Annotated in this window: 20 protein-coding genes; 11 read left to right on the top strand and 9 right to left on the bottom strand. The window is 58.3% G+C overall.

The features are described 5' to 3' along the window. Positions 1–39 precede the first annotated feature (39 nt). Positions 40–1107 carry an AI-2E family transporter gene (locus ACVWXD_RS15265; RefSeq protein ID WP_457371160.1) on the top strand — a complete coding sequence of 356 codons (1068 nt, stop codon included), beginning with the start codon at positions 40–42 and terminating at the stop codon, positions 1105–1107. A gap of 3 nt (positions 1108–1110) precedes the next feature. Here ACVWXD_RS15265 and ACVWXD_RS15260 read toward each other — a convergent pair whose 3' ends face one another. The 3 genes from ACVWXD_RS15260 to ACVWXD_RS15250 all read right to left on the bottom strand — a co-directional run bounded on the left by ACVWXD_RS15260 (position 1111) and on the right by ACVWXD_RS15250 (position 2167). Further along, the gene (locus ACVWXD_RS15260; protein WP_032886689.1) at positions 1111–1293 is read right to left on the bottom strand and encodes a hypothetical protein; all 183 of its coding nucleotides are present in this window, start codon (positions 1291–1293) and stop codon (positions 1111–1113) included. Between the two features lie 92 nt (positions 1294–1385). Continuing rightward, complete coding sequence (locus ACVWXD_RS15255) at positions 1386–1580, bottom strand: hypothetical protein (RefSeq protein WP_032886687.1); 195 nt, start codon at positions 1578–1580, stop codon at positions 1386–1388. 233 nt (positions 1581–1813) lie between these two features. Beyond that, positions 1814–2167 (bottom strand): hypothetical protein, encoded by a 354-nt coding sequence (locus ACVWXD_RS15250; RefSeq protein WP_032886686.1) that lies wholly within the window; start codon positions 2165–2167, stop codon positions 1814–1816. A 156-nt stretch (positions 2168–2323) separates the two neighbouring features. Between ACVWXD_RS15250 and ACVWXD_RS15245 the strand changes: the two genes are divergently transcribed. Then, positions 2324–3142, top strand: coding sequence for a shikimate 5-dehydrogenase (locus ACVWXD_RS15245; RefSeq protein ID WP_099601852.1), 819 nt, complete (start codon positions 2324–2326; stop codon positions 3140–3142). A 1136-nt stretch (positions 3143–4278) separates the two neighbouring features. On the opposite strand, the gene ACVWXD_RS15240 is transcribed toward ACVWXD_RS15245, so the two are convergent. Further along, positions 4279–4926: a YceH family protein gene (locus ACVWXD_RS15240; RefSeq protein ID WP_181644270.1), complete on the bottom strand. Its 648-nt coding sequence runs from the start codon at positions 4924–4926 to the stop codon at positions 4279–4281. A gap of 117 nt (positions 4927–5043) precedes the next feature. Here ACVWXD_RS15240 and ACVWXD_RS15235 point away from each other — a divergent pair, with 117 nt between their 5' ends. Beyond that, positions 5044–5553 (top strand): DUF1993 domain-containing protein, encoded by a 510-nt coding sequence (locus ACVWXD_RS15235; RefSeq protein ID WP_032886679.1) that lies wholly within the window; start codon positions 5044–5046, stop codon positions 5551–5553. Between the two features lie 63 nt (positions 5554–5616). On the opposite strand, the gene sstT is transcribed toward ACVWXD_RS15235, so the two are convergent. Continuing rightward, positions 5617–6837 (bottom strand): serine/threonine transporter SstT, encoded by a 1221-nt coding sequence (sstT, locus tag ACVWXD_RS15230; protein WP_032886678.1) that lies wholly within the window; start codon positions 6835–6837, stop codon positions 5617–5619. A gap of 241 nt (positions 6838–7078) precedes the next feature. Between sstT and ACVWXD_RS15225 the strand changes: the two genes are divergently transcribed. Next, complete coding sequence (locus ACVWXD_RS15225) at positions 7079–8236, top strand: MFS transporter (protein WP_032886677.1); 1158 nt, start codon at positions 7079–7081, stop codon at positions 8234–8236. A gap of 4 nt (positions 8237–8240) precedes the next feature. On the opposite strand, the gene nhaR is transcribed toward ACVWXD_RS15225, so the two are convergent. After that, complete coding sequence (nhaR, locus tag ACVWXD_RS15220) at positions 8241–9143, bottom strand: transcriptional activator NhaR (protein ID WP_032886675.1); 903 nt, start codon at positions 9141–9143, stop codon at positions 8241–8243. A gap of 134 nt (positions 9144–9277) precedes the next feature. Between nhaR and ACVWXD_RS15215 the strand changes: the two genes are divergently transcribed. From ACVWXD_RS15215 to mnmH, 4 genes are all read left to right on the top strand, one after another. Beyond that, positions 9278–9529, top strand: coding sequence for a hypothetical protein (locus tag ACVWXD_RS15215; RefSeq protein WP_457371594.1), 252 nt, complete (start codon positions 9278–9280; stop codon positions 9527–9529). Positions 9530–9557: 28 nt separating this feature from the next. Next, on the top strand, positions 9558–10307 hold the full coding sequence (locus tag ACVWXD_RS15210) for a TerC family protein (RefSeq protein WP_032886672.1): 750 nt from the start codon (positions 9558–9560) through the stop codon (positions 10305–10307). Between the two features lie 95 nt (positions 10308–10402). After that, positions 10403–11437 (top strand): selenide, water dikinase SelD, encoded by a 1035-nt coding sequence (gene selD, locus ACVWXD_RS15205; protein WP_457371159.1) that lies wholly within the window; start codon positions 10403–10405, stop codon positions 11435–11437. After that, positions 11437–12570, top strand: a complete 1134-nt coding sequence (gene mnmH, locus ACVWXD_RS15200) for a tRNA 2-selenouridine(34) synthase MnmH (protein ID WP_095186452.1) — start codon at positions 11437–11439, stop codon at positions 12568–12570. The genes selD and mnmH overlap by 1 nt, the downstream gene beginning before the upstream one ends. Here mnmH and ACVWXD_RS15195 read toward each other — a convergent pair. Together ACVWXD_RS15195 and ACVWXD_RS15190 are read right to left on the bottom strand one after the other, a co-directional pair. Next, a complete protein-coding gene (locus ACVWXD_RS15195; protein ID WP_032886670.1) occupies positions 12560–13615 on the bottom strand; it encodes a permease in 1056 nt (351 codons plus the stop codon). The genes mnmH and ACVWXD_RS15195 overlap by 11 nt on opposite strands. A 44-nt stretch (positions 13616–13659) precedes the next feature. Beyond that, on the bottom strand, positions 13660–14361 hold the full coding sequence (locus ACVWXD_RS15190) for a hypothetical protein (RefSeq protein WP_032886668.1): 702 nt from the start codon (positions 14359–14361) through the stop codon (positions 13660–13662). A gap of 256 nt (positions 14362–14617) precedes the next feature. On the opposite strand from ACVWXD_RS15190, the gene ACVWXD_RS15185 reads away from it, so the two are divergent. The 3 genes from ACVWXD_RS15185 (at position 14618) to hemB (ending at position 17253) form a co-directional block, all read left to right on the top strand. Beyond that, positions 14618–15316, top strand: coding sequence for a glutathione S-transferase N-terminal domain-containing protein (locus ACVWXD_RS15185; RefSeq protein ID WP_032886667.1), 699 nt, complete (start codon positions 14618–14620; stop codon positions 15314–15316). A gap of 3 nt (positions 15317–15319) precedes the next feature. Continuing rightward, positions 15320–16162, top strand: coding sequence for a PhzF family phenazine biosynthesis protein (locus ACVWXD_RS15180; RefSeq protein ID WP_095186451.1), 843 nt, complete (start codon positions 15320–15322; stop codon positions 16160–16162). 116 nt (positions 16163–16278) lie between these two features. Further along, positions 16279–17253, top strand: coding sequence for a porphobilinogen synthase (gene hemB / locus ACVWXD_RS15175; RefSeq protein WP_457371158.1), 975 nt, complete (start codon positions 16279–16281; stop codon positions 17251–17253). Positions 17254–17317: 64 nt separating this feature from the next. Here hemB and ACVWXD_RS15170 read toward each other — a convergent pair whose 3' ends face one another. After that, positions 17318–17620, bottom strand: coding sequence for a contact-dependent growth inhibition system immunity protein (locus ACVWXD_RS15170; RefSeq protein WP_095186449.1), 303 nt, complete (start codon positions 17618–17620; stop codon positions 17318–17320). Positions 17621–18514 lie beyond the last annotated feature (894 nt).

The following is an 18514-nucleotide window of genomic DNA, read 5'->3' as shown; positions in this document are numbered from 1 at the left end:
ACGCATACGCGCGCCCTGCTTTTTTGACATGGATCGAACATGAATCAAACCAACCTGCAATTCAAAACCCTGTTGCTGCTGCTGGTCCTGGTGACCATCGCCTTTATCTGGATATTGCTGCCGTTCTACGGTGCGGTGTTTTGGGCCGTGATTCTCGGCATCATCTTTGCCCCCATGCAGCGCCGCCTGCAGCAGCGGTTCGGCTGGAACCGCAACCTTACATCCCTGAGTACCTTGATGGTGTGCCTGGTGATCGCGATCCTGCCGGTGATCATCACCAGCGCCTTGCTCGTGCAAGAGGGCGCGACGCTCTACAAAAACATCGAGAGTGGCAAGCTCGACGTGGCCGGTTATATCGAGCAGTTCAAGCACTTCCTGCCGCCTTACTTCCAGCACCTGCTGGACCGCTTTGGCATGGGTAACCTTGAGGGGCTGCGTGAGAATATCGTTAAGAGCGCGATGCAGGGCAGCCAGTTCTTCGCGTCCCAGGCGTTCAGCTTTGGGCAGGGAACGTTTGATTTCCTGGTGAGTTTTTTCATCATGCTGTATCTGCTGTTTTTCCTGCTGCGCGACGGTCCGGAACTGGTGCGCAAGGTGCGCACGGCAGCGCCGCTGGCCGAGCCGCAGAAGCGCCGGTTGCAGCTGAAGTTCAATCGGGTGGTGCGTGCCACGGTCAAGGGCAACGTGTTGGTGGCCGTGACTCAAGGGGCACTGGGAGGTTTGATTTTCTGGTTCCTGGACATTCCCAGTGCGTTGCTCTGGGCGGTATTGATGGCGTTTCTGTCGTTGCTGCCAGCGGTGGGCGCGGGGATTGTGTGGGGGCCTGTGGCCGCCTACTTCCTGCTGAGCGGTTCGATCTGGCAGGGCATCGTGTTGAGCTTGTTTGGCGTGTTTGTGATTGGGCTGGTGGACAACGTGCTGCGCCCGATCCTGGTGGGCAAAGACACCAGGATGCCGGACTACCTGATCCTGATCTCGACGCTGGGCGGCTTATCGGTGTTTGGCCTCAACGGGTTTGTGATCGGGCCGCTGGTGGCGGCGCTGTTCATGTCCAGTTGGGCGCTGTTTGTCGAAAGTAAGCCTCGGGTCAAGCTGCCATTGCCATAAGTCTCAGGCGTGGAGCCGGAAATTCGAGGCGTTTTGCAGTTGTTTTTCGGCGGCTGACAGGGACGTGAGTGGGCCGCTGATGGTTTCGCCGTCGCGTACCAGGTACCAGCAGGCAAGCAAACCCAGCTCCCGAAGAGGGGCGGGGACGGCGCTGCCGATGACAGACATGATTTGAACAGTTGGCATAAGGGGCCTCCAATCGCTATGGGGGTCACCTTAAGGGGCCTGGCGGCTTAAGAAAAATCACCTGGCTCAATAGTCGACATCAACAAGAGACGTCAGTCGACTACCTGATCGAGCATGCTCACCACTTCCTGCTCATTGAGCAGACCTTTGCGCACGAGGTTTTCCGCTAGCAACGCCAGGAATTTTGCAGTGCGGTGGCCTTCCAGGTGCTTGAGTTCCGTGAGGGCGCTGTAAACCTTGCTGGACGTACAGAGGCCAGCGGTGCGGTGCGGGTTTTGTGTGGGCATGGTCTGTCGTCCTTGTTGTTATTGGGTGGACTGCATCGATAGTGGGAGTGTGTCGTGACACAAACATGACAGCGTGAGCCCCGGTCGGGCAAGTAGACTTTCGAACTGAATAGTGCGCGATTGTCGCTTGGCCATTGTCCTCAGAGCGACCTTGGCACGATAAATCCGGTCGTTGTGTACAAAAAAGGCCTCGCTTGTTGGGCGAGGCCTGTTTCGAACATGAAGATAAGGGCTTACCAGCCGTGACGGTAGTAGCCGTGGGGAGGGCCGTAATAACCACGCGGTGGGCCGTAATAGACGGGAGCCGGGCGGTAATACACCTCTTGCTGCACATACACAGGTGGAGGCGGTGCGTAGTAGACCGGTGGCGGCGCGGCATACACCGGCTGCGGTTGCACGTACACCGGCTGCTGCACATAGACCTCACGGGGTTGGCTGGCAACCACGGAGCCCACCACGGCGGCGCCGACCAGTGCACCCAAGACGGCCGGGCCACCCCATCCACCACCGTGGGCGGAGGCTTGGCCGGCCATAGCGAGTGCACCTACCAGCAAGGCGATCTTGGGGAGTTTACGAATCATGGTCATTCCTCGGTTGGCCCCTACGCTTGTGGTCTGCAGTCAATAGACTCAAGTAATGTCGCGGGGATACTTTTAAGACAACGTATTTCTGAAAAACAGCACGGCCGCTAGGTAAAGGTTGTGTAAGGTCTGTACCGATTTGCTTACTCAAAGGAGTTATCCATGCAGATGCACCCCAACAAGGACACCCAGCTGTGCATGTCATTGTCGGCCCGCCCCGGGAATTTTGGCCTGCGTTTTCATAACCACCTGTACGAACAGTTGGGTCTGAATTTCTACTATAAGGCGTTCAGCAGCCAAGATTTACCGGGAGCGATAGGCGGTATCCGGGCGTTGGGCATTCGTGGTTGCGGGGTGTCGATGCCGTTCAAGGAGGCCGCTATTGCCTTGGTGGACGAACTCGACGATTCGGTTCAGGCCATCGCCTCCCTCAACACCATCGTCAATACCGGCGGGCATCTGAAGGCTTACAACACGGATTACATCGCCATCGAGCAATTGCTGAAAAAGCACGATGTGCCCAAAGACTCCACGTTCGCCCTGCGCGGCAGCGGCGGTATGGCCAAGGCCGTGGCCAGCGCCTTGCGTGACGGCGGTTATGCCAATGGCGTAATCGTGGCGCGCAATGAAGCAGCGGGCAAGGCGCTGGCGCAGAGCCTGGGGTATGAGTGGCTGGCTGAACTGGGCGACCTGCGCCCGCAGATGCTGGTTAACGTGACACCGATTGGCATGACCGGCGGCGCCGAGGCAGATGCGTTGGCGTTTGAAGCGGATGCGGTTGATAACGCCGAGACTGTGTTCGACGTGGTGGCGATTCCCGCCGAAACGCCCTTGATCGTGCGTGGACGGGCCCAAGGTAAGCGCGTCATTACTGGGCTGGAAGTGATTGCAATCCAGGCGCTGGAGCAGTTTGTGCTCTACACGGGCGTGCGGCCGACCCCGGAACAGTTCGAAAAAGCCGTGGCTTTTGCCCGGAGCTGAAGATCGCTGGTAATCAACTGTGGGAGGGGGCTTGCTCCCGATAGCGCTGAGTCAGTACAAGCTGTTCCAACTGAAGCACCGCCATCGGGAGCAAGCCCCCTCCCACATATTGATCTTCAGGGGGGCAGTTACTTAGCTTTAACTTTACGCGTTCACGATCAACACATTGCCGGACTGGAATCCACTCAACTGTGGGAGGGGGCTTGCTCCCGATAGCGCTGAGTCAGTACAAGCTGTTCCAACTGAAGCACCGCCATCGGGAGCAAGCCCCCTCCCACATATTGATCTCCAGGGGGGCATTTACTCAGCTTTAACTTTACGCATTCACGATCAACACATTGCCGGACTGGAATCCACTCAACTGTGGGAGGGGGTTTGCTCCCGATAGCGCTGAGTCAGTACAAGCTGTTCCAACTGAAGCACCGCCATCGGGAGCAAGCCCCCTCCCACATATTGATCTCCAGGGGGGCAGTTACTCAGTTTTAACTTTACGCATTCACGATCAACACATTGCCGGACTGGAATCCACTCAACTGTGGGAGGGGGCTTGCTCCCGATAGCGCTGAGTCAGTACAAGCTGTTCCAACTGAAGCACCGCCATCGGGAGCAAGCCCCCTCCCACATATTGATCTCCAGGGGGGGCAGTTACTCAGCTTTAACTTTACGCATTCACGATCAACACATTGCCGGACTGGAATCCACTCAACTGTGGGAGGGGGCTTGCTCCCGATAGCGCTGAGTCAGTACAAGCTGTTCCAACTGAAGCACCGCCATCGGGAGCAAGCCCCCTCCCACATATTGATCTCCAGGGGGGGCAGTTACTCAGCTTTAACTTTACGCATTCACGATCAACACATTGCCGGACTGGAATCCACTCAACTGTGGGAGGGGGCTTGCTCCCGATAGCGCTCAGTCAGTACAAGCTGTTCCAACTGAGCCACCGCCATCGGGAGCAAGCCCCCTCCCACATGTTGATCTTCAGGGGAGCAGTTACTTAGCTTTAACTTTACGCATTCACGATCAACACATTGCCGGACTGGAATCCAACCAACTGTGGGAGGGGGCTTGCTCCCGATAGCAGTGTGTCAGTCAAATCTGATCCAACTGAACCGCCCCCTCCCACAGTTTTTACCGAGTTATGCCTGTTCCAGCTGTGCGAGGCGCTCTTCCAGCGCTGCGATCCGCGCTTCCAGCTCTTCAATACGCTCCACAGACACTCCAGCCCCGCGCTCCACAGGATTCCCTCGCGCCGCGATGATTACCTCGATATCCGCCGGATTCCCAAGCGCATGGGTATACCGATCTTCCCGCTGCCCCGACTGACGCGGCACCAGCAGCGCCAACCCGCGTGCAATCAGGCGTTCCAGTTGGTGCACCACCTGCTCGGCATCTTCGAAATCATGCATGCGTCCGCTGCGGGTCAGTAGTTCATTGACGGTCTGCGGGCCACGTAAAAACAGCAGCCCGATCAGGATCACCTGCGCCGGTACTAGCTCCAGTGCCTTGTCCACACGGTGTTCCCAACGGTCTGCGCGGCTGCCCATCACCAGGCGGGTGAAGCCTTGGCCTTCCAGTACGCGCAGGCTTTGCCCGACCTGGCCCTGGCTGAGGTTTGTCACTGGTTCACGGCTGGTCTTCTGATTGCAGGCCAGCACCAGGGCGTTGAGGGTCAGGGGGTAGGTTTCCGGGTTGGTTGCCTGTTTTTCGATCAGGCAGCCCAGAATGCGGATTTCCGTGCTGTTCAGGCGCGGCTCAGGGGTGTCGGTGTCGTGCTCGGCGGTCATCGCGCGTTCCCTATGCAGTGAAGGCCACTAGCGTAATCCTGAAAAAATAAAAGACAAGCGCCGGGCATGGCTATAATCGCTGCTGGTTCCAACCCTGCCATTACCGATGAGACTGTCATGACTATTTCCCTGTACGCCGCCTCCATCCCAGTCTTCAAGCAAATGCTTAACGCCCTCAGCGATGTGCTGAACAAGGCCGAAGCCCACGCTACTGCCAAGAACATCGAACCCAACGCTCTGTTGCAAGCGCGTCTGTTCCCGGACATGTTCGCACTGGTGCGCCAGGTGCAGATCGCCGTCGACTTCGCCAAAGGCGTTTCTGCGCGCCTGGCCGAGATCGAAGTGCCTAAATACGAAGACAGCGAAGTGACCTTCGCCGACCTGCAAGCGCTGATCGCCAAGGTCCTGGCGTTTGTCGACACCATCAAGCCTGAGCAAGTCGACGGCAAAGAAGGTATCGAGATCATCACCCGCCCAGGCACCCCGAAAGAGAAGCGCTTCAGCGGCCAGTCCTACCTGCTGACCTACGGCCTGCCGCAGTTCTTCTTCCACGTCACCACCGCTTACGCCTTGCTGCGCCATAACGGCGTTGAAGTGGGCAAGCGTGACTACATGGGCGCGTTCTAAGCTTCCATAAAAAAACCGGGGCAGTCCCCTCTGGAATCGCCCCGGTTTTTTTGTGCGCGAACGTTAAGCTGGTTGCTCTTCCTTGCCCAGGCACGCAGCGGCGGTGAACAGCACATCGGTGGAGGAGTTGAGCGCAGTTTCCGCCGAATCCTGCAGCACACCGATGATGAAGCCGACGGCCACCACCTGCATGGCGATTTCACTCGGAATACCGAACAGGCTGCACGCCAGCGGGATCAGCAACAGCGAACCCCCGGCCACGCCTGATGCGCCGCACGCACACACGGCCGCGACCACGCTAAGCAGCACGGCGGTCGGCAGGTCGACATTGATGCCCAGGGTATGCACGGCGGCCAGGGTCAGCACGGTGATGGTGATCGCGGCGCCGGCCATGTTGATGGTGGCACCCAGCGGGATCGACACTGAATAGGTGTCTTCATGCAAGCCCAGGCGTTTGCTCAACGCCAGGTTTACCGGAATGTTCGCTGCGGAGCTGCGGGTGAAGAACGCGGTGATGCCGCTCTCGCGCAGGCACATCAACACCAGCGGATAGGGGTTGCGGCGCAGCTTCCAGAACACGATAGCCGGGTTGACCACCAAGGCCACGAACAGCATGCAGCCGATCAACACCAGCAGCAGGTGCGCGTAGCCGAGCAGGGCGCCGAAACCGGAAGTGGCAAGGGTCGAGGCGACCAGGCCGAAAATACCCAGGGGGGCGAAGCGGATAACTACGCGCACGATCAGGGTCACGCCGTTGGAGAGGTCGTCGAGCACGGTGCGGGTGGTTTCGCCCGCATGGCGAATGGCGATGCCCATGCCGATCGCCCAGGCCAGGATGCCGATGAAGTTGGCGTTCATCAGCGCGCTGATCGGGTTGTCCACGACGCTGAGCAGCAGGCTTTGCAGCACCTCGTCGATACCGCCGGGAGCGCTGACGGCGGCGTCATGGGTGACGAGCACCAACGGCGAGGGAAACCACATGCTTGCAATCACCGCCACCACGGCGGCGGCGAATGTGCCCAGCAAATACAGGAACAGAATCGGTTTGATATGGGTTTCCTGGCCGTGTTTATGGTTGGCTATCGAGGCCATCACCAGCACAAACACCAATATCGGCGCGACTGCCTTGAGCGCGGCGACAAACACTTTGCCGATAAATCCGGTGGCTCTGGCGGCTTCAGGCAACAGCAATGCCAGCAGAATGCCGGCGATCAAACCGATGACGATTTGCGTGACCAGGCTGACGCGTGTCAGCCGTTGGAGGAGGGAAGGGGCAGGAGTCATAAACAGTTGTCTCTAGTTTTTTTAGTAGGGCGCAGCATTGCAGGCGAAAGCGCTGTAGGAAGCAGGCGGCGAGTCTAGCATGCTGTAGGACATGTCCCGTTTAGTGCGGCATTCCGTCACCCACGGCGGCGAGCCTTGTTCAACTCCGGACATACTCTGTTAAGATTCGCCCCCTCTCAACTTTCCTATCCGTCAGCGGGCCCTCCGGGCTGTCGTTGATGTCGTTGTTTCTGGAGTTTTCATGCTGTTTCCCATCCTGCTGCTGTCGGCCGCCGGCTTTACCGTGCTGACCACAGAATTCATCATCGTCGGTCTGCTGCCGTCGATTGCCCGGGACCTGAATGTCAGCGTGTCCCAGGCGGGGCTGCTGGTGACGCTGTTCGCGTTTACCGTAGCGGCGTTCGGGCCGTTCCTAACGGCGTACTGCGCTCGTTTCCCGCGCAAGCGCCTGTTTATCACCATCCTGATCATGTTCGCGGCAGCCAACACCGTGGCCGCGCTGGCGCCGAATATCTGGGTAATGGCCGTGGCGCGTCTGATTCCGGCCCTGGGCTTGCCGGTGTTCTGGGCCTTGGCCAGCGAAACGGCGGTGGACATCGTCGGTCCGGAATACGCTGGGCGTGCCATTGAAAAGATCGGCTTCGGCATTGTCTGCGCCACGGTATTTGGCATCCCGGTGGGCACGCTGATTTCCGATATGTTCGGCTGGCGTACCGCGTTCGCCATCCTGGCCGTGGTGGCGTTGGCCAAGGCTTTGCTGCTGTTTATCTACTTGCCAGTGACGAAACCGAAAAACGACGAAGTGACACTGCGCTCGCAGTTCAAGATCCTGCGCAACCCCTTGATGCAGGGTCATATCCTGCTGTCGATCCTGGTGTTCAGCGGCATGTTCACGGCTTATACCTACCTGGCGGACATCCTTGAACGCCTGGCCGGTTTCGACGGGACACTGGTGGGCTGGTGCCTGATGGGCTTTGGTGCTGTCGGGCTGATCGGCAACTCTTTGGGCGGCCGCGCTGTGGATCGTCACCCGTTGATCGCGTCCATGGTGTTCTGCGGTTTCATGATCGCCGGCATGGTTGCATTGGTGCCGGCGATTCACTCCACCGTCGGCCTGGCGGCAGCGATGGCGGTGTGGGGCGTGACCCAAGCGGCGATGTTCCTGGTCAGCCACGTGCGACTGATGAAGGCCGCGCCCCATGCGCCGGCGTTCGCCGCGTCGCTCAACATTGCCGGGGCCAACCTGGGGATTGGCTTGGGGGCGTTGGTCGGCGGGCACGTCATCGACACCTTTGGCCTGGGCAGTCTGGGCTTTGCGGCGTCCGGGTTTATCCTGGTGTCGATCCTGCTGGCGCTGTGGCTGATGACCGCCAAACAGCCGGTCGCGTCCGGGGCCTGAGCCTTCAGGGCAGGGCGGTGAACAGCTCGCGCCTTGCCCCTTCGGTAATCGCCACGATGCCGGGGTGCTTGACCTTGCGTTCCACCGAGATCGCGTAGAACGACTCGGTGACCGCATCGGTCTGACCGATCAGCGCCACGCCGTACTGGCGCACCACCTCCTCGGCAATCACGCTGGGAGCGATAAAAATCCCGCTGCCGGATTGGCCAAACGCCTGCATCAGGGCGCTGTCATCGAACTCGCCGATGATCTTCGGCTGGATCTGCTGCTCGGCGAACCAGCGTTGCAAGCGGCTGCGCACTACCGTCTCCGCGCCTGGAATCAATAGCGGCGCGCCGTGCAAGCACTGTGGGAAATCGCCGCCATGTTGGTCGGCCAATGCCTGAGTGGCAAAAAAGCTGATGCCACATTCCCCCAATTTCTGGCTGTAGCCCTTGATGTCGAGGTGCGACGGCATCGGGCTGTCGGAGATCACCAGGTCCAGGCGCTGGATCGCCAGGTCGGCCAACAGGCGTTCGAGTTTGTCTTCGCGGCAGGTGATGCGCAGCGGCTCGCTCAGCTCCATGGTCGGCGCGATCAGACGGTAGACGATGGACTTGGGCACCACATCCGCCACACCGACCCGGAACACAATCTGCTGTTGATCGGGTTGCGCGCGCAGCATTGCTTCCAATTCATTGCCGGTCTGGAACATGTGCTCGGCATAGGGCAGAGCCTGGCGCCCGGCTTCGGTCAGCTCCAACTGGCGGCCGACTCGTTGAAACAGCGCGATACCGAAGGTTTGCTCCAGCAGGCTGATCTGCCCGCTGATGGTCTGGGGCGTGAGGTTCAGTTGCTCACAGGCGCGCACAATGCTGCCGGTTTTGGCCACGACCCAGAAGTAGTGCAATTGTCGGTAGTTGAGCATGGCAGCCATCACTTCGTAAAAACCGAAGTATATGCTAGAAAAATACGAATTTTACTGAAGTGTTCGCGTGCATAGAATGCCTCGCTATCGCGGGGCCACTATTTGGACCCAATGGTTCTAACGAGGAATACATGATGAAGCTCAATTCCCTGGGCGCGGCATCGTTGCTTGCGCTTACCTTGGTAATGATCAGTGGTTGCGATCAGGTCGAGAAAAGTGCTCAGCAGGTCTTGGGCAAGGCCACCGAGTCGGTCAAGCAAGCCATCGATGACACCCACAAGGCTGCCGAGCAGGCATTGAGTGAAGCGACACAAGGCCTTATCAGTCCGCAAAAAAAGGACGATCAGGAAGAAAACGAGTCTGACTCGAACAGTAAAGAAGCTTAATTTCCCGGCACAACCTCAGGACTGACCTATGGATTACCTTTTACAACTGGCCGCCAGCCCCACCGCCTGGGTTGCACTGGCCACCCTGATCGTCATGGAAATCGTGCTGGGCATCGATAACCTGATCTTTATTTCGATCCTCACCAACAAATTACCCGAGCAGCACCGGGCCAAGGCACGGCGCATCGGTATCAGCATGGCGCTGATATTGCGCCTGGGCCTGTTGAGCACTATCGCGTTTATCGTGCAGTTGACGGCACCGGTGTTCGAAGTACTCGGCCAGGCGTTTTCGTGGAAGGACATGATCCTGATCGCCGGTGGTCTGTTCCTGGTGTGGAAGGCCACCACCGAGATCCATCACAGTATGGACCCGGAGCCTGAAGAGAAAGCGTCGGTTGGCAACACCGTGGCCATTGGCTTCGCCGCGGCGATCGGGCAGATCCTGCTGCTCGACCTGGTGTTCTCCATCGACAGCATCATTACCGCCGTGGGCATGACCGAGCACTTGCCGATCATGATCATTGCCGTGGTGACCTCGGTGATCGTGATGCTGGTGGCGGCTGAGCCGTTGGCCAAATTCATCAACGACAACCCGACCGTGGTGATGCTGGCCCTGGGCTTCCTGATCATGATCGGCATGACGCTGATCGCCGAAGGCTTCGGCGCCCATGTGCCTAAAGGCTACGTGTACGCAGCCATGGCCTTCTCGGCGGCCATCGAATGCTTGAACATCGCACGACGCAACCGTCACAAGCGTTTGCTCGCTGCCCGCCAGTAATCGCTGAAACCTGAAAGCCGGCTGTGCTCGCAAGCGCCCAGCCGGCTTTTTGCTGTCTGGTAGACTCCCCCCCACTTGTTACTTTGAGGTCCACCATGAACCAGCCGATTCGCCTTACCCAGTACAGTCACGGCGCGGGTTGCGGTTGCAAGATCTCGCCCCAGGTATTGGAGGTTATCCTTGCCGGCAGCGGCGCACAGAACCTCGACCCCAACCTGTGGGTCGGCAATGCCTCGCGGGACGATGCGGCGGTGTATGCCATCGACGACGAGCGCGGTGTGGTCTCCACCACGGACTTTTTCATGCCGATTGTCGATGATCCCTTCGACTTCGGCCGCATAGCCGCCACCAATGCTATTAGCGACATCTACGCCATGGGCGGCGACCCGTTGATGGCCATCGCCATTCTCGGCTGGCCGGTTAACGTGCTGGCGCCGGAGATTGCCCGGGAAGTGATTCGCGGTGGCCGTTCGGTGTGCGACGCCGCCGGTATCCCCCTGGCAGGCGGCCACTCCATCGACGCGCCGGAGCCGATCTTCGGCCTGGCCGTGACCGGCATCGTGCAAAAGCGCCATATGAAGCGCAACGACACCGCCACTGCTGGCTGCCAGCTGTACCTGACCAAGCCGTTAGGCATCGGCATCCTCACCACTGCCGAAAAGAAGGGCAAGCTGCGCGAGGCTGACATCGGCCTGGCCCGCGACTGGATGTGCACCCTCAACAAGCCCGGTAGCCGTTTCGGCAAGCTGGCCTGCGTGACAGCCATGACCGACGTCACCGGTTTCGGCCTGTTGGGCCATCTGGTGGAAATGGCTGACGGCAGTGGCCTGACTGCACGCATCGAATATGAAAAAGTCCCACGCCTGCCCGGGGTCGAGTACTACCTGGACCAGGGTTGCGTGCCCGGAGGCACCTTGCGCAACTTTGACAGCTACGCCAGCAAACTCGGGCGCGTGCAGGAGTTGCACAAACGCGTGCTATGCGACCCGCAGACCAGTGGCGGGCTGTTGATCGCCGTCACCCTCGAAGGTGATGCCGAGTTCCACGCGGTGGCGAAGGAACTGGGCCTGAGCCTGGAGCCGATCGGCGCACTGGTAGAGCGACAGACCAACGCGGTAGAGGTGTTTTGATGGCAACTGACATCACCGATTACCGCGACATTTTCCTCAACGACCGGCCGATGATGGATACCCGCGCGCCGGTGGAGTTCATCAAGGGCGCGTTCCCCGGCGTGGTCAACCTGCCGCTGATGAACGATGACGAGCGCCAGCGCGTCGGCACTTGCTATAAGCAGCAAGGGCAGCAGGCGGCAATCGTCCTTGGGCACCAGTTGGTCAGCGGCAAGGTGCTTGAAGAGCGCCTGGCACGTTGGACCGAGTTTGCCCAGGCCAACCCGGACGGTTACCTGTATTGCTTCCGTGGCGGCCTGCGTTCGCAATTGGTGAAACAGGTGCTCAAGGACGAGTCGGGTATCGACTATCCGCGGATCGGCGGTGGCTACAAGGCCATGCGCACGTTTCTGTTGGAGACCGTGGACCAGGCGGTCGAACAGTGTGATTTCGTGCTGTTGGGCGGCCTGACCGGCAGCGGAAAGACCGAGGTCATCAATCAGTTGAACAATGGCCTGGACCTGGAAGGCCACGCCAATCACCGTGGTTCCAGCTTCGGCAAGCGCGCCACCGGCCAGCCGTCCAACATCGACTTCGAAAACCGCCTGGCAGTGGACGTTCTGAAAAAACGCGCACGTGGCATCGAACAGTTTGTGCTTGAGGACGAAAGCCGCATGATCGGCAGCTGCGCCTTGCCGCTGAACCTGCACCGGGGCATGCAGGTGTATCCAATGGTGTGGCTGGAAGAAAGCCTGGAAAACCGTGTAGAGCGGGTATTACGCGAGTACGTGACCGATCTGTGTGCGCAGTTCGCCGTAGCGTTTGGCGAAGCGGGTTTCGAGCGGTTTGCCGAGCGGCTGACCCAGAGCCTGGCCAATATCCACAAGCGTCTGGGGGGCGAGCGCTATCAGCGTTTGCACGCGCTGATGCAAGCGGCCCTGGCTGAACAGGCCCGCAGCGGTAGCGTGGACTTGCATCGGGGTTGGATCGTGGGGTTGCGTGAGTACTACGACCCTATGTACGCGTTTCAACGTGAGAAGAAAGGTGCACGGATCGAGTTTGCCGGGGAGCAGGCAGCGGTGGTGGAATACTTGCGCGAGCGTGGGGCTCGCTCGCGCAACCGCCATCAGCCTAACCACATAACTAAAGAATGACCGCCCCGATCAGCCCACACACCACTCCCACCAGCATGGTCAACCCGGCCACCGTCACCAGCACCCGCGCATCGAAATCCTTACGCAGCATCAACAGCGACGGGAGGCTTACGCTCGGCAGGGTCATCAGCAAGGCCACGGCCGGGCCGGTGCCCATGCCCAGGGCCATCATGGTTTGTACGATGGGGATTTCAGCCGCTGTAGGAATCACAAACAACGTGCCGACAATCGCCAGCGGCACCAGCCATACCAGGCTGTTGGCCATGGCGCCGTCCACATGGGGGAACAGCCATACCCGCGCAGCACCCAGGATCAGCACCGCCAGGATGTAGATGGGGATTGTGTTCCAGAACAGCTGCCACAGGGTGCGCAACCAGCGGCTCAGGAAAGGTTGCGCCTCGATGGTGCTGACGTCGGCGACAGCGTCCAACGCCGCTTCAGGCATCTGGTCCGGGCGAGCAATGCGCTGCGCCACCAACGACACGCCCACCACCAGCACAATTCCCGCCACCAACCGCAACGCGGTAAATCCCCAGCCGAGCACAAAGCCCATGAACACCAGGGTGGCAGGATTGAGCACCGGGTTAGCAATCCAGAAAGCGAGCGCCGCGCCCACCGACACCTGCTGGCGCCGCATGCCCGCCGCCACCGGCGCCGCGCAGCAACTGCACATCATCCCCGGCAAGGCGAATAACCCGCCGCGCACGGTCGAACCGAGGCCTGCACGGCCGAACAGGCGCAGCAGCCAGTCACGGGGGATCAGCACTTGCAGCAGCGAACCAAGGATCACCGCCAGCACCGCGGCTTTCCAGATCGCCAGGAAATACACCTGGGCATAGGCCAGCGCTGCCGCCAGGGGCGAGCTTTGTTGATCGTTGAGAATCGAGGCGCCGATGCTGTGATTGTCGGCCGCTACAAATGCCTTGAAGTAGTAGGGCGACCACTTCACGTAATAGAGGCCTATGCAGGCCACCAAGAGGAACAGCGCTGGTTTCCACCAGAACGACCAGCCCCGTACGGGCTGGGTGGAGGAGAGTTTAGACATGCTGATGATCCGCCGGTGAGTCAATAGCGACGCATCATACGCTGTCAGCTATCGGCACTCACCTGTGTCGGTTCCGGGCAGGTTTCATCGCCGTCGTTCAAGCCCTGCTTGTAGTTGCGGCTCAGCAGCGAGGCCTTGCCGTTGTGCCAGGTCAGCGTCAGTACATACAGCGTGTCGTAGTCACTGCCCGACCAATCGTCGGTAATTGTGTGTTTTTCGCCGGACGCTTCACTCGCCACCTTATTGATCAACTCCGGCAGGTAACCGTGGGACCAGGCGGTGTAGATGGTGGCGTTGTGGTATTTGTCTTCGACCAGCTCATCGGCGAGGTCGCTGGTGTCATTCGCCGAGAATTTGATATTCACCGGCAGGCCCAATTTGATGGCGCTGGGGCTGATGGTCATCAGTGGGCGGATGTAGCTGTAGGAATTGTCCAGCTCACCTTCCTCGACATTGCGCGTCGGGTTGGCAGCAAACACAAAGTTGGCCTTGCCGAATTTTTCCGGCAGCAGGGTGGCCAGGTTCATCGCGCGGTTCAGGCCCTGGCAATTGAGCTGGCCGAGTCCGCCGGCGGGTTTTTCGCCGTGGCGCAGGAACACCAGGGTTTGCACACCGTCCACCGGTTGGGCGCGGCTTTCACGGGCATCGAGGGCTGCAACCATGGCGCCGCTGACCAGCAGCAGCGGCAACATGACATACGAATAGTGTTTGAGTCGTTGCACAAGGCGCAGAGGCTTGATCTTCATTATAGGTTCGAGTCTTCGTGCGTCACGTTAAGGCGGACAAGCCTGGCCCCAATGACGCCGGTGGCGTCCTGCGGTATTCCGTGTCGTTATAGCGAGGCGCCTCCATTCACCGTTTAAGCGCACTTATGAGTGCCGGCAGGCGTATTGGTTCGCCTGCGCGGGATAATAGCCCGCTAATGTTGCGCATTGATGACCCATGCAGGACACCGGGGAGATGTCTATCATGGGGACTTTCTGCCTAGCCAGGGATTTCCTGATGAACCCACTTGCCGCATTCCCAATCAATAGCAAATGGCCTGCCCAGCACCCCGAGCGCTTGCAACTGTACTCGTTGCCCACGCCCAACGGGGTAAAAGTCTCGATCATGCTCGAAGAACTGGGCCTGCCTTACGAGGCGCACAAGGTCAGTTTCGAGACCCAGGACCAGTTGTCCCCCGAGTTCCTGTCCCTGAACCCCAATAACAAAATCCCCGCGATCATCGACCCCGACGGCCCGGCTGGCCAGCCGTTGGCGCTGTTTGAATCCGGCGCGATATTGATTTACCTGGCAGAAAAAACCAGCCAGTTGCTCTCCGAAGATCCTGCGACACGCTATGAAACGATTCAATGGCTGATGTTCCAGATGGGCGGCATCGGCCCGATGTTCGGCCAGTTGGGTTTTTTCAACAAATTCGCCGGCAAGGCCTACGAAGACAAGCGACCCCGCGACCGCTATGCCGCCGAATCCCGCCGCCTGCTCGAAGTCCTGGAAAAACGCCTGCTCGGTCGCACCTGGATCATGGGCGATGACTACAGCATCGCCGACATTGCTACCTTCCCATGGATTCGCAATCTGATCGGCTTTTATGAATCGGGCGATATCGTGGGCATCGCCGACTTCCCTAACGTACTGCGCGCGCTGGATGGTTTTGTTGCCCGCCCGGCAGTGATCCGTGGCCTTAATATTCCGAGCTGAAGCATGCCGACTTTCGATTTCAAACAACTGGATGTGTTCAGCCGCGTGTCGCTCAAGGGCAACCCGCTGGCGGTGGTTTTGGGGGCCGACAGCCTCAGCGATCAACAGATGGCGGACTTCGCTAAATGGACCAACCTCAGTGAAACCACGTTTTTACTCACACCGCGCGATCCTCGTGCTGACTACCGAGTGAGAATTTTCACCACTGTGCATGAGCTGCCGTTTGCCGGGCATCCGACGTTGGGCAGTTGCCACGCGTGGTTGACGGCGGGCGGGGTGCCCAAAGGCGAAGAGATCATCCAGGAGTGTGAAATCGGCCTGGTGCGAATCCGTCGTCAAGGTGATGAACTGGCGTTTATCGCGCCGCCGTTGTTGCGTTCGGGGCCGCTGGAGGAAGACCTGCTGGAGCGTATTCGCCTAGGGTTGGGCCTGGAGCCGGGCTGCATCCTACGCAGCCAGTGGGTCGACAATGGGGCGGGGTGGCTCGCCGTGATGTTGGCGGATCGTGATCAAGTCCTGGCGTTGCAGCCGGATTATTCACAGCTGAAAGGGCTGGCCGTAGGCGTGATTGCCCCCTGTAACCCTGAACAAGACGACGTGGATACCCAATTTGAAGTGCGTGGCTTTGTCGCAGGCGACGGCGCGCCGGAGGATCCGGCCACGGGCAGCCTGAATGCAGGCGTTGCCCAATGGTTGCTGGGTGAAGGCCTGGCGCCGGAGCGCTACGTGGTCAGTCAAGGCACAGCCATGGGGCGCGCGGGGCGTATAAGCGTCGAACGCCAGGGCGATGAAATCTGGATCGGCGGCGCTGTTGCGGTGTGCATCGAAGGGCGTCTACAGCTCTAGATCAATACATTATTACGAGCGTCGCAATACACTGTTGGCCCCTTGGTATTTGTGCTGCCGGGGCCTGGGGGCATAAGCTTTCGCCCCAAAGTTTTAGCCTTTATGTCAGGAAAACCATGACCAGCCAGTTCCCCCAAGCCCGCCCACGCCGCCTGCGCCGCTCTCCGGAGCTGCGTGGTTTGTTCCAGGAAACCGAGTTCACCCTCAACGACCTGGTGCTGCCGATTTTCGTTGAAGAAGAAATCGACGACTTCGTACCGATCACCAGCATGCCGGGTGTGCAGCGCATCCCTGAGAAAAAGCTCGCTGCCGAGATCGAGCGCTATGCCCGTGCCGGTATCAAGTCGGTGATGACCTTTGGCGTGTCTCACCACCTGGACGCCAACGGCAGTGATACCTGGAAAGAACGCGGTCTGGTCTCGCGCATGTCCTCGATCATCAAGGACGCCGTGCCGGAAATGATCGTAATGTCCGACACCTGCTTCTGCGAATACACCGACCACGGCCACTGCGGCGTGATGCACGGCGCCCATGTCGATAATGACGCGACCCTGGTCAATCTCGGCAAACAAGCCGTAGCCGCCGCCCACGCCGGCGCCGACGTGATCGCCCCGTCGGCCGCCATGGACGGCCAGGTCCAGGCCATCCGCCGCGCGCTGGATGACGCCGGTTTCATCCATATTCCGATCATGGCCTACTCCACCAAATTCGCCTCGGCCCTCTACGGCCCATTCCGCGAAGCCGGCGGCAGCGCCCTCAAAGGCGACCGAAAGAGTTACCAGATGAATCCCATGAACCGCCGCGAAGCCGTGCGAGAATCGCTGCTCGACGAGCAGGAAGGCGCGGACGCTCTGATGGTCAAACCGGCCGGTGCCTACCTCGACATCATCCGCGACATCCGCGAAGCCTCACGTCTGCCGGTGGCGGCTTACCAGGTGAGCGGTGAGTACGCGATGATCAAGTTTGGTGCCCAGGCGGGTGCGATCGATGAGGATCGGGTGGTGCGTGAGACGTTGGGTTCGATCAAGCGCGCGGGTGCGGATTTGATCTTTACTTACTTTGCGATGGACTTGGCGTTGGCTGGGATCTGAGGGCGGCGTTTAACACTGTGGCGAGCGATATTGGTCGCTCGCCATGCCTACTAATAACGGTTGATTATCTTTTTGCTTCGCTCAAGGTTAAATAGACATGTTGTAGCCATAACATCCCATTTTTCCATTCGTGAGGATAATAGTAGTTACAACCTATGCCATAAAAAAGAAAATCTTGAATTTCCTGTTCGGACTGTTCAGCTAACATTAATTTATTGAGCTCTTGCTTTACGTTGGTTATTGTTTCTCTATCTGATTCAGATATAAAGCTCGCAATCACTTCATCTGCATTTTTATATTCATCTACCCAGTCTTGATGAAAGTAACCAGCTAGAAATTGTTGTAGTTCGGGGAAATCTTTATTCATGGGTTTGGATATCCAGTATGGATTCTGTAGCCGTCTGGCATCTTTTTGTCTCTGCGAATGATAAGGTAAATTTCTTTCCCAGGAACGGTTGTCAGAGAACCTCTTTTTAGGCTGGTGCCTACACCTTTTTGGTTTTTCGAGTTTGATTTAATGAGTTAGCCTTTGTGATGAGCAGGTTTGCCAAGCGCCGTGCTGTGAAGCAGTCCCAAGTTTTCGATCTGCTTTGATTACTGGATCTTCGTAAGAAAAACTGCATTGTGTGAACGCTTAAGTTCCGTAATTGGGTGAATAAGCGTTATTTGAAGTCTGTGTGTGGACGTATTGGTTTTATAATGATTTTTAATAAATTGTCTATGACTTCGGCGTTGTATCTGCAAAGGCAGTGTAGAAGGGTTTTCATAAATTGCCTTTTGTCAGTTGTTTCATAGTTAAAATAAGTGGCAGAAAGATAAAATATAGACTCAAAATTTTTGTCCGTGTTTTAGAAGTGCGGAATGATATTGGTGTGTCACTCTCTTTGCTCTCTTTCGTGTTTGATGAGTTCAGGTTTGGAAATTTTTTAAATAGGTCGGCGAGTTATTTGTCGTTGTTTATGTTTTTTGATGCGATAAAAATCTCTCTTTCGGAGTGTCAGGATTTTCGATGTTGTAGGTGAATAGCAGGCTACGCAGGATAGAAAGTTTAGCGTGGTATTTCATGGCAGTGTTCCGTATAGGTGGTAACTGGGTTGCTGTTTCTTCTCTTTTTTTCCATACTCAAATTTGTCTTTTTTATAGCACTCTCCGATTTTTTTCATCTTCATAGACTCACGAGATGTTCCGAGGTTGATACACCTCAAACCTGACATCGCCGATCCACCTGATACACCGCATCTGCCTGAAGGGGGCTGCTTCG

The organism is Pseudomonas sp. TE3911, from assembly GCF_054062775.1.
This window is presented reverse-complemented; position numbering and strand designations above follow the sequence as displayed.

Coding starts and splice junctions, on each gene's coding strand:
- selD (WP_457371159.1), top strand. CDS start 10,403: ATGAACCAGCCGATTCGCCTTACCCAGTACAGTCACGGCGCGGGTTGC.
- ACVWXD_RS15255 (WP_032886687.1), bottom strand. CDS start 1,580: ATGCCCACACAAAACCCGCACCGCACCGCTGGCCTCTGTACGTCCAGC.
- ACVWXD_RS15215 (WP_457371594.1), top strand. CDS start 9,278: ATGAAGCTCAATTCCCTGGGCGCGGCATCGTTGCTTGCGCTTACCTTG.
- ACVWXD_RS15195 (WP_032886670.1), bottom strand. CDS start 13,615: ATGTCTAAACTCTCCTCCACCCAGCCCGTACGGGGCTGGTCGTTCTGG.
- ACVWXD_RS15170 (WP_095186449.1), bottom strand. CDS start 17,620: ATGAATAAAGATTTCCCCGAACTACAACAATTTCTAGCTGGTTACTTT.
- ACVWXD_RS15210 (WP_032886672.1), top strand. CDS start 9,558: ATGGATTACCTTTTACAACTGGCCGCCAGCCCCACCGCCTGGGTTGCA.
- ACVWXD_RS15260 (WP_032886689.1), bottom strand. CDS start 1,293: ATGCCAACTGTTCAAATCATGTCTGTCATCGGCAGCGCCGTCCCCGCC.
- sstT (WP_032886678.1), bottom strand. CDS start 6,837: ATGACTCCTGCCCCTTCCCTCCTCCAACGGCTGACACGCGTCAGCCTG.
- ACVWXD_RS15245 (WP_099601852.1), top strand. CDS start 2,324: ATGCAGATGCACCCCAACAAGGACACCCAGCTGTGCATGTCATTGTCG.
- ACVWXD_RS15265 (WP_457371160.1), top strand. CDS start 40: ATGAATCAAACCAACCTGCAATTCAAAACCCTGTTGCTGCTGCTGGTC.
- ACVWXD_RS15180 (WP_095186451.1), top strand. CDS start 15,320: ATGCCGACTTTCGATTTCAAACAACTGGATGTGTTCAGCCGCGTGTCG.
- nhaR (WP_032886675.1), bottom strand. CDS start 9,143: ATGCTCAACTACCGACAATTGCACTACTTCTGGGTCGTGGCCAAAACC.
- ACVWXD_RS15235 (WP_032886679.1), top strand. CDS start 5,044: ATGACTATTTCCCTGTACGCCGCCTCCATCCCAGTCTTCAAGCAAATG.
- ACVWXD_RS15240 (WP_181644270.1), bottom strand. CDS start 4,926: ATGACCGCCGAGCACGACACCGACACCCCTGAGCCGCGCCTGAACAGC.
- ACVWXD_RS15185 (WP_032886667.1), top strand. CDS start 14,618: ATGAACCCACTTGCCGCATTCCCAATCAATAGCAAATGGCCTGCCCAG.
- ACVWXD_RS15250 (WP_032886686.1), bottom strand. CDS start 2,167: ATGACCATGATTCGTAAACTCCCCAAGATCGCCTTGCTGGTAGGTGCA.
- mnmH (WP_095186452.1), top strand. CDS start 11,437: ATGGCAACTGACATCACCGATTACCGCGACATTTTCCTCAACGACCGG.
- ACVWXD_RS15225 (WP_032886677.1), top strand. CDS start 7,079: ATGCTGTTTCCCATCCTGCTGCTGTCGGCCGCCGGCTTTACCGTGCTG.
- hemB (WP_457371158.1), top strand. CDS start 16,279: ATGACCAGCCAGTTCCCCCAAGCCCGCCCACGCCGCCTGCGCCGCTCT.
- ACVWXD_RS15190 (WP_032886668.1), bottom strand. CDS start 14,361: ATGAAGATCAAGCCTCTGCGCCTTGTGCAACGACTCAAACACTATTCG.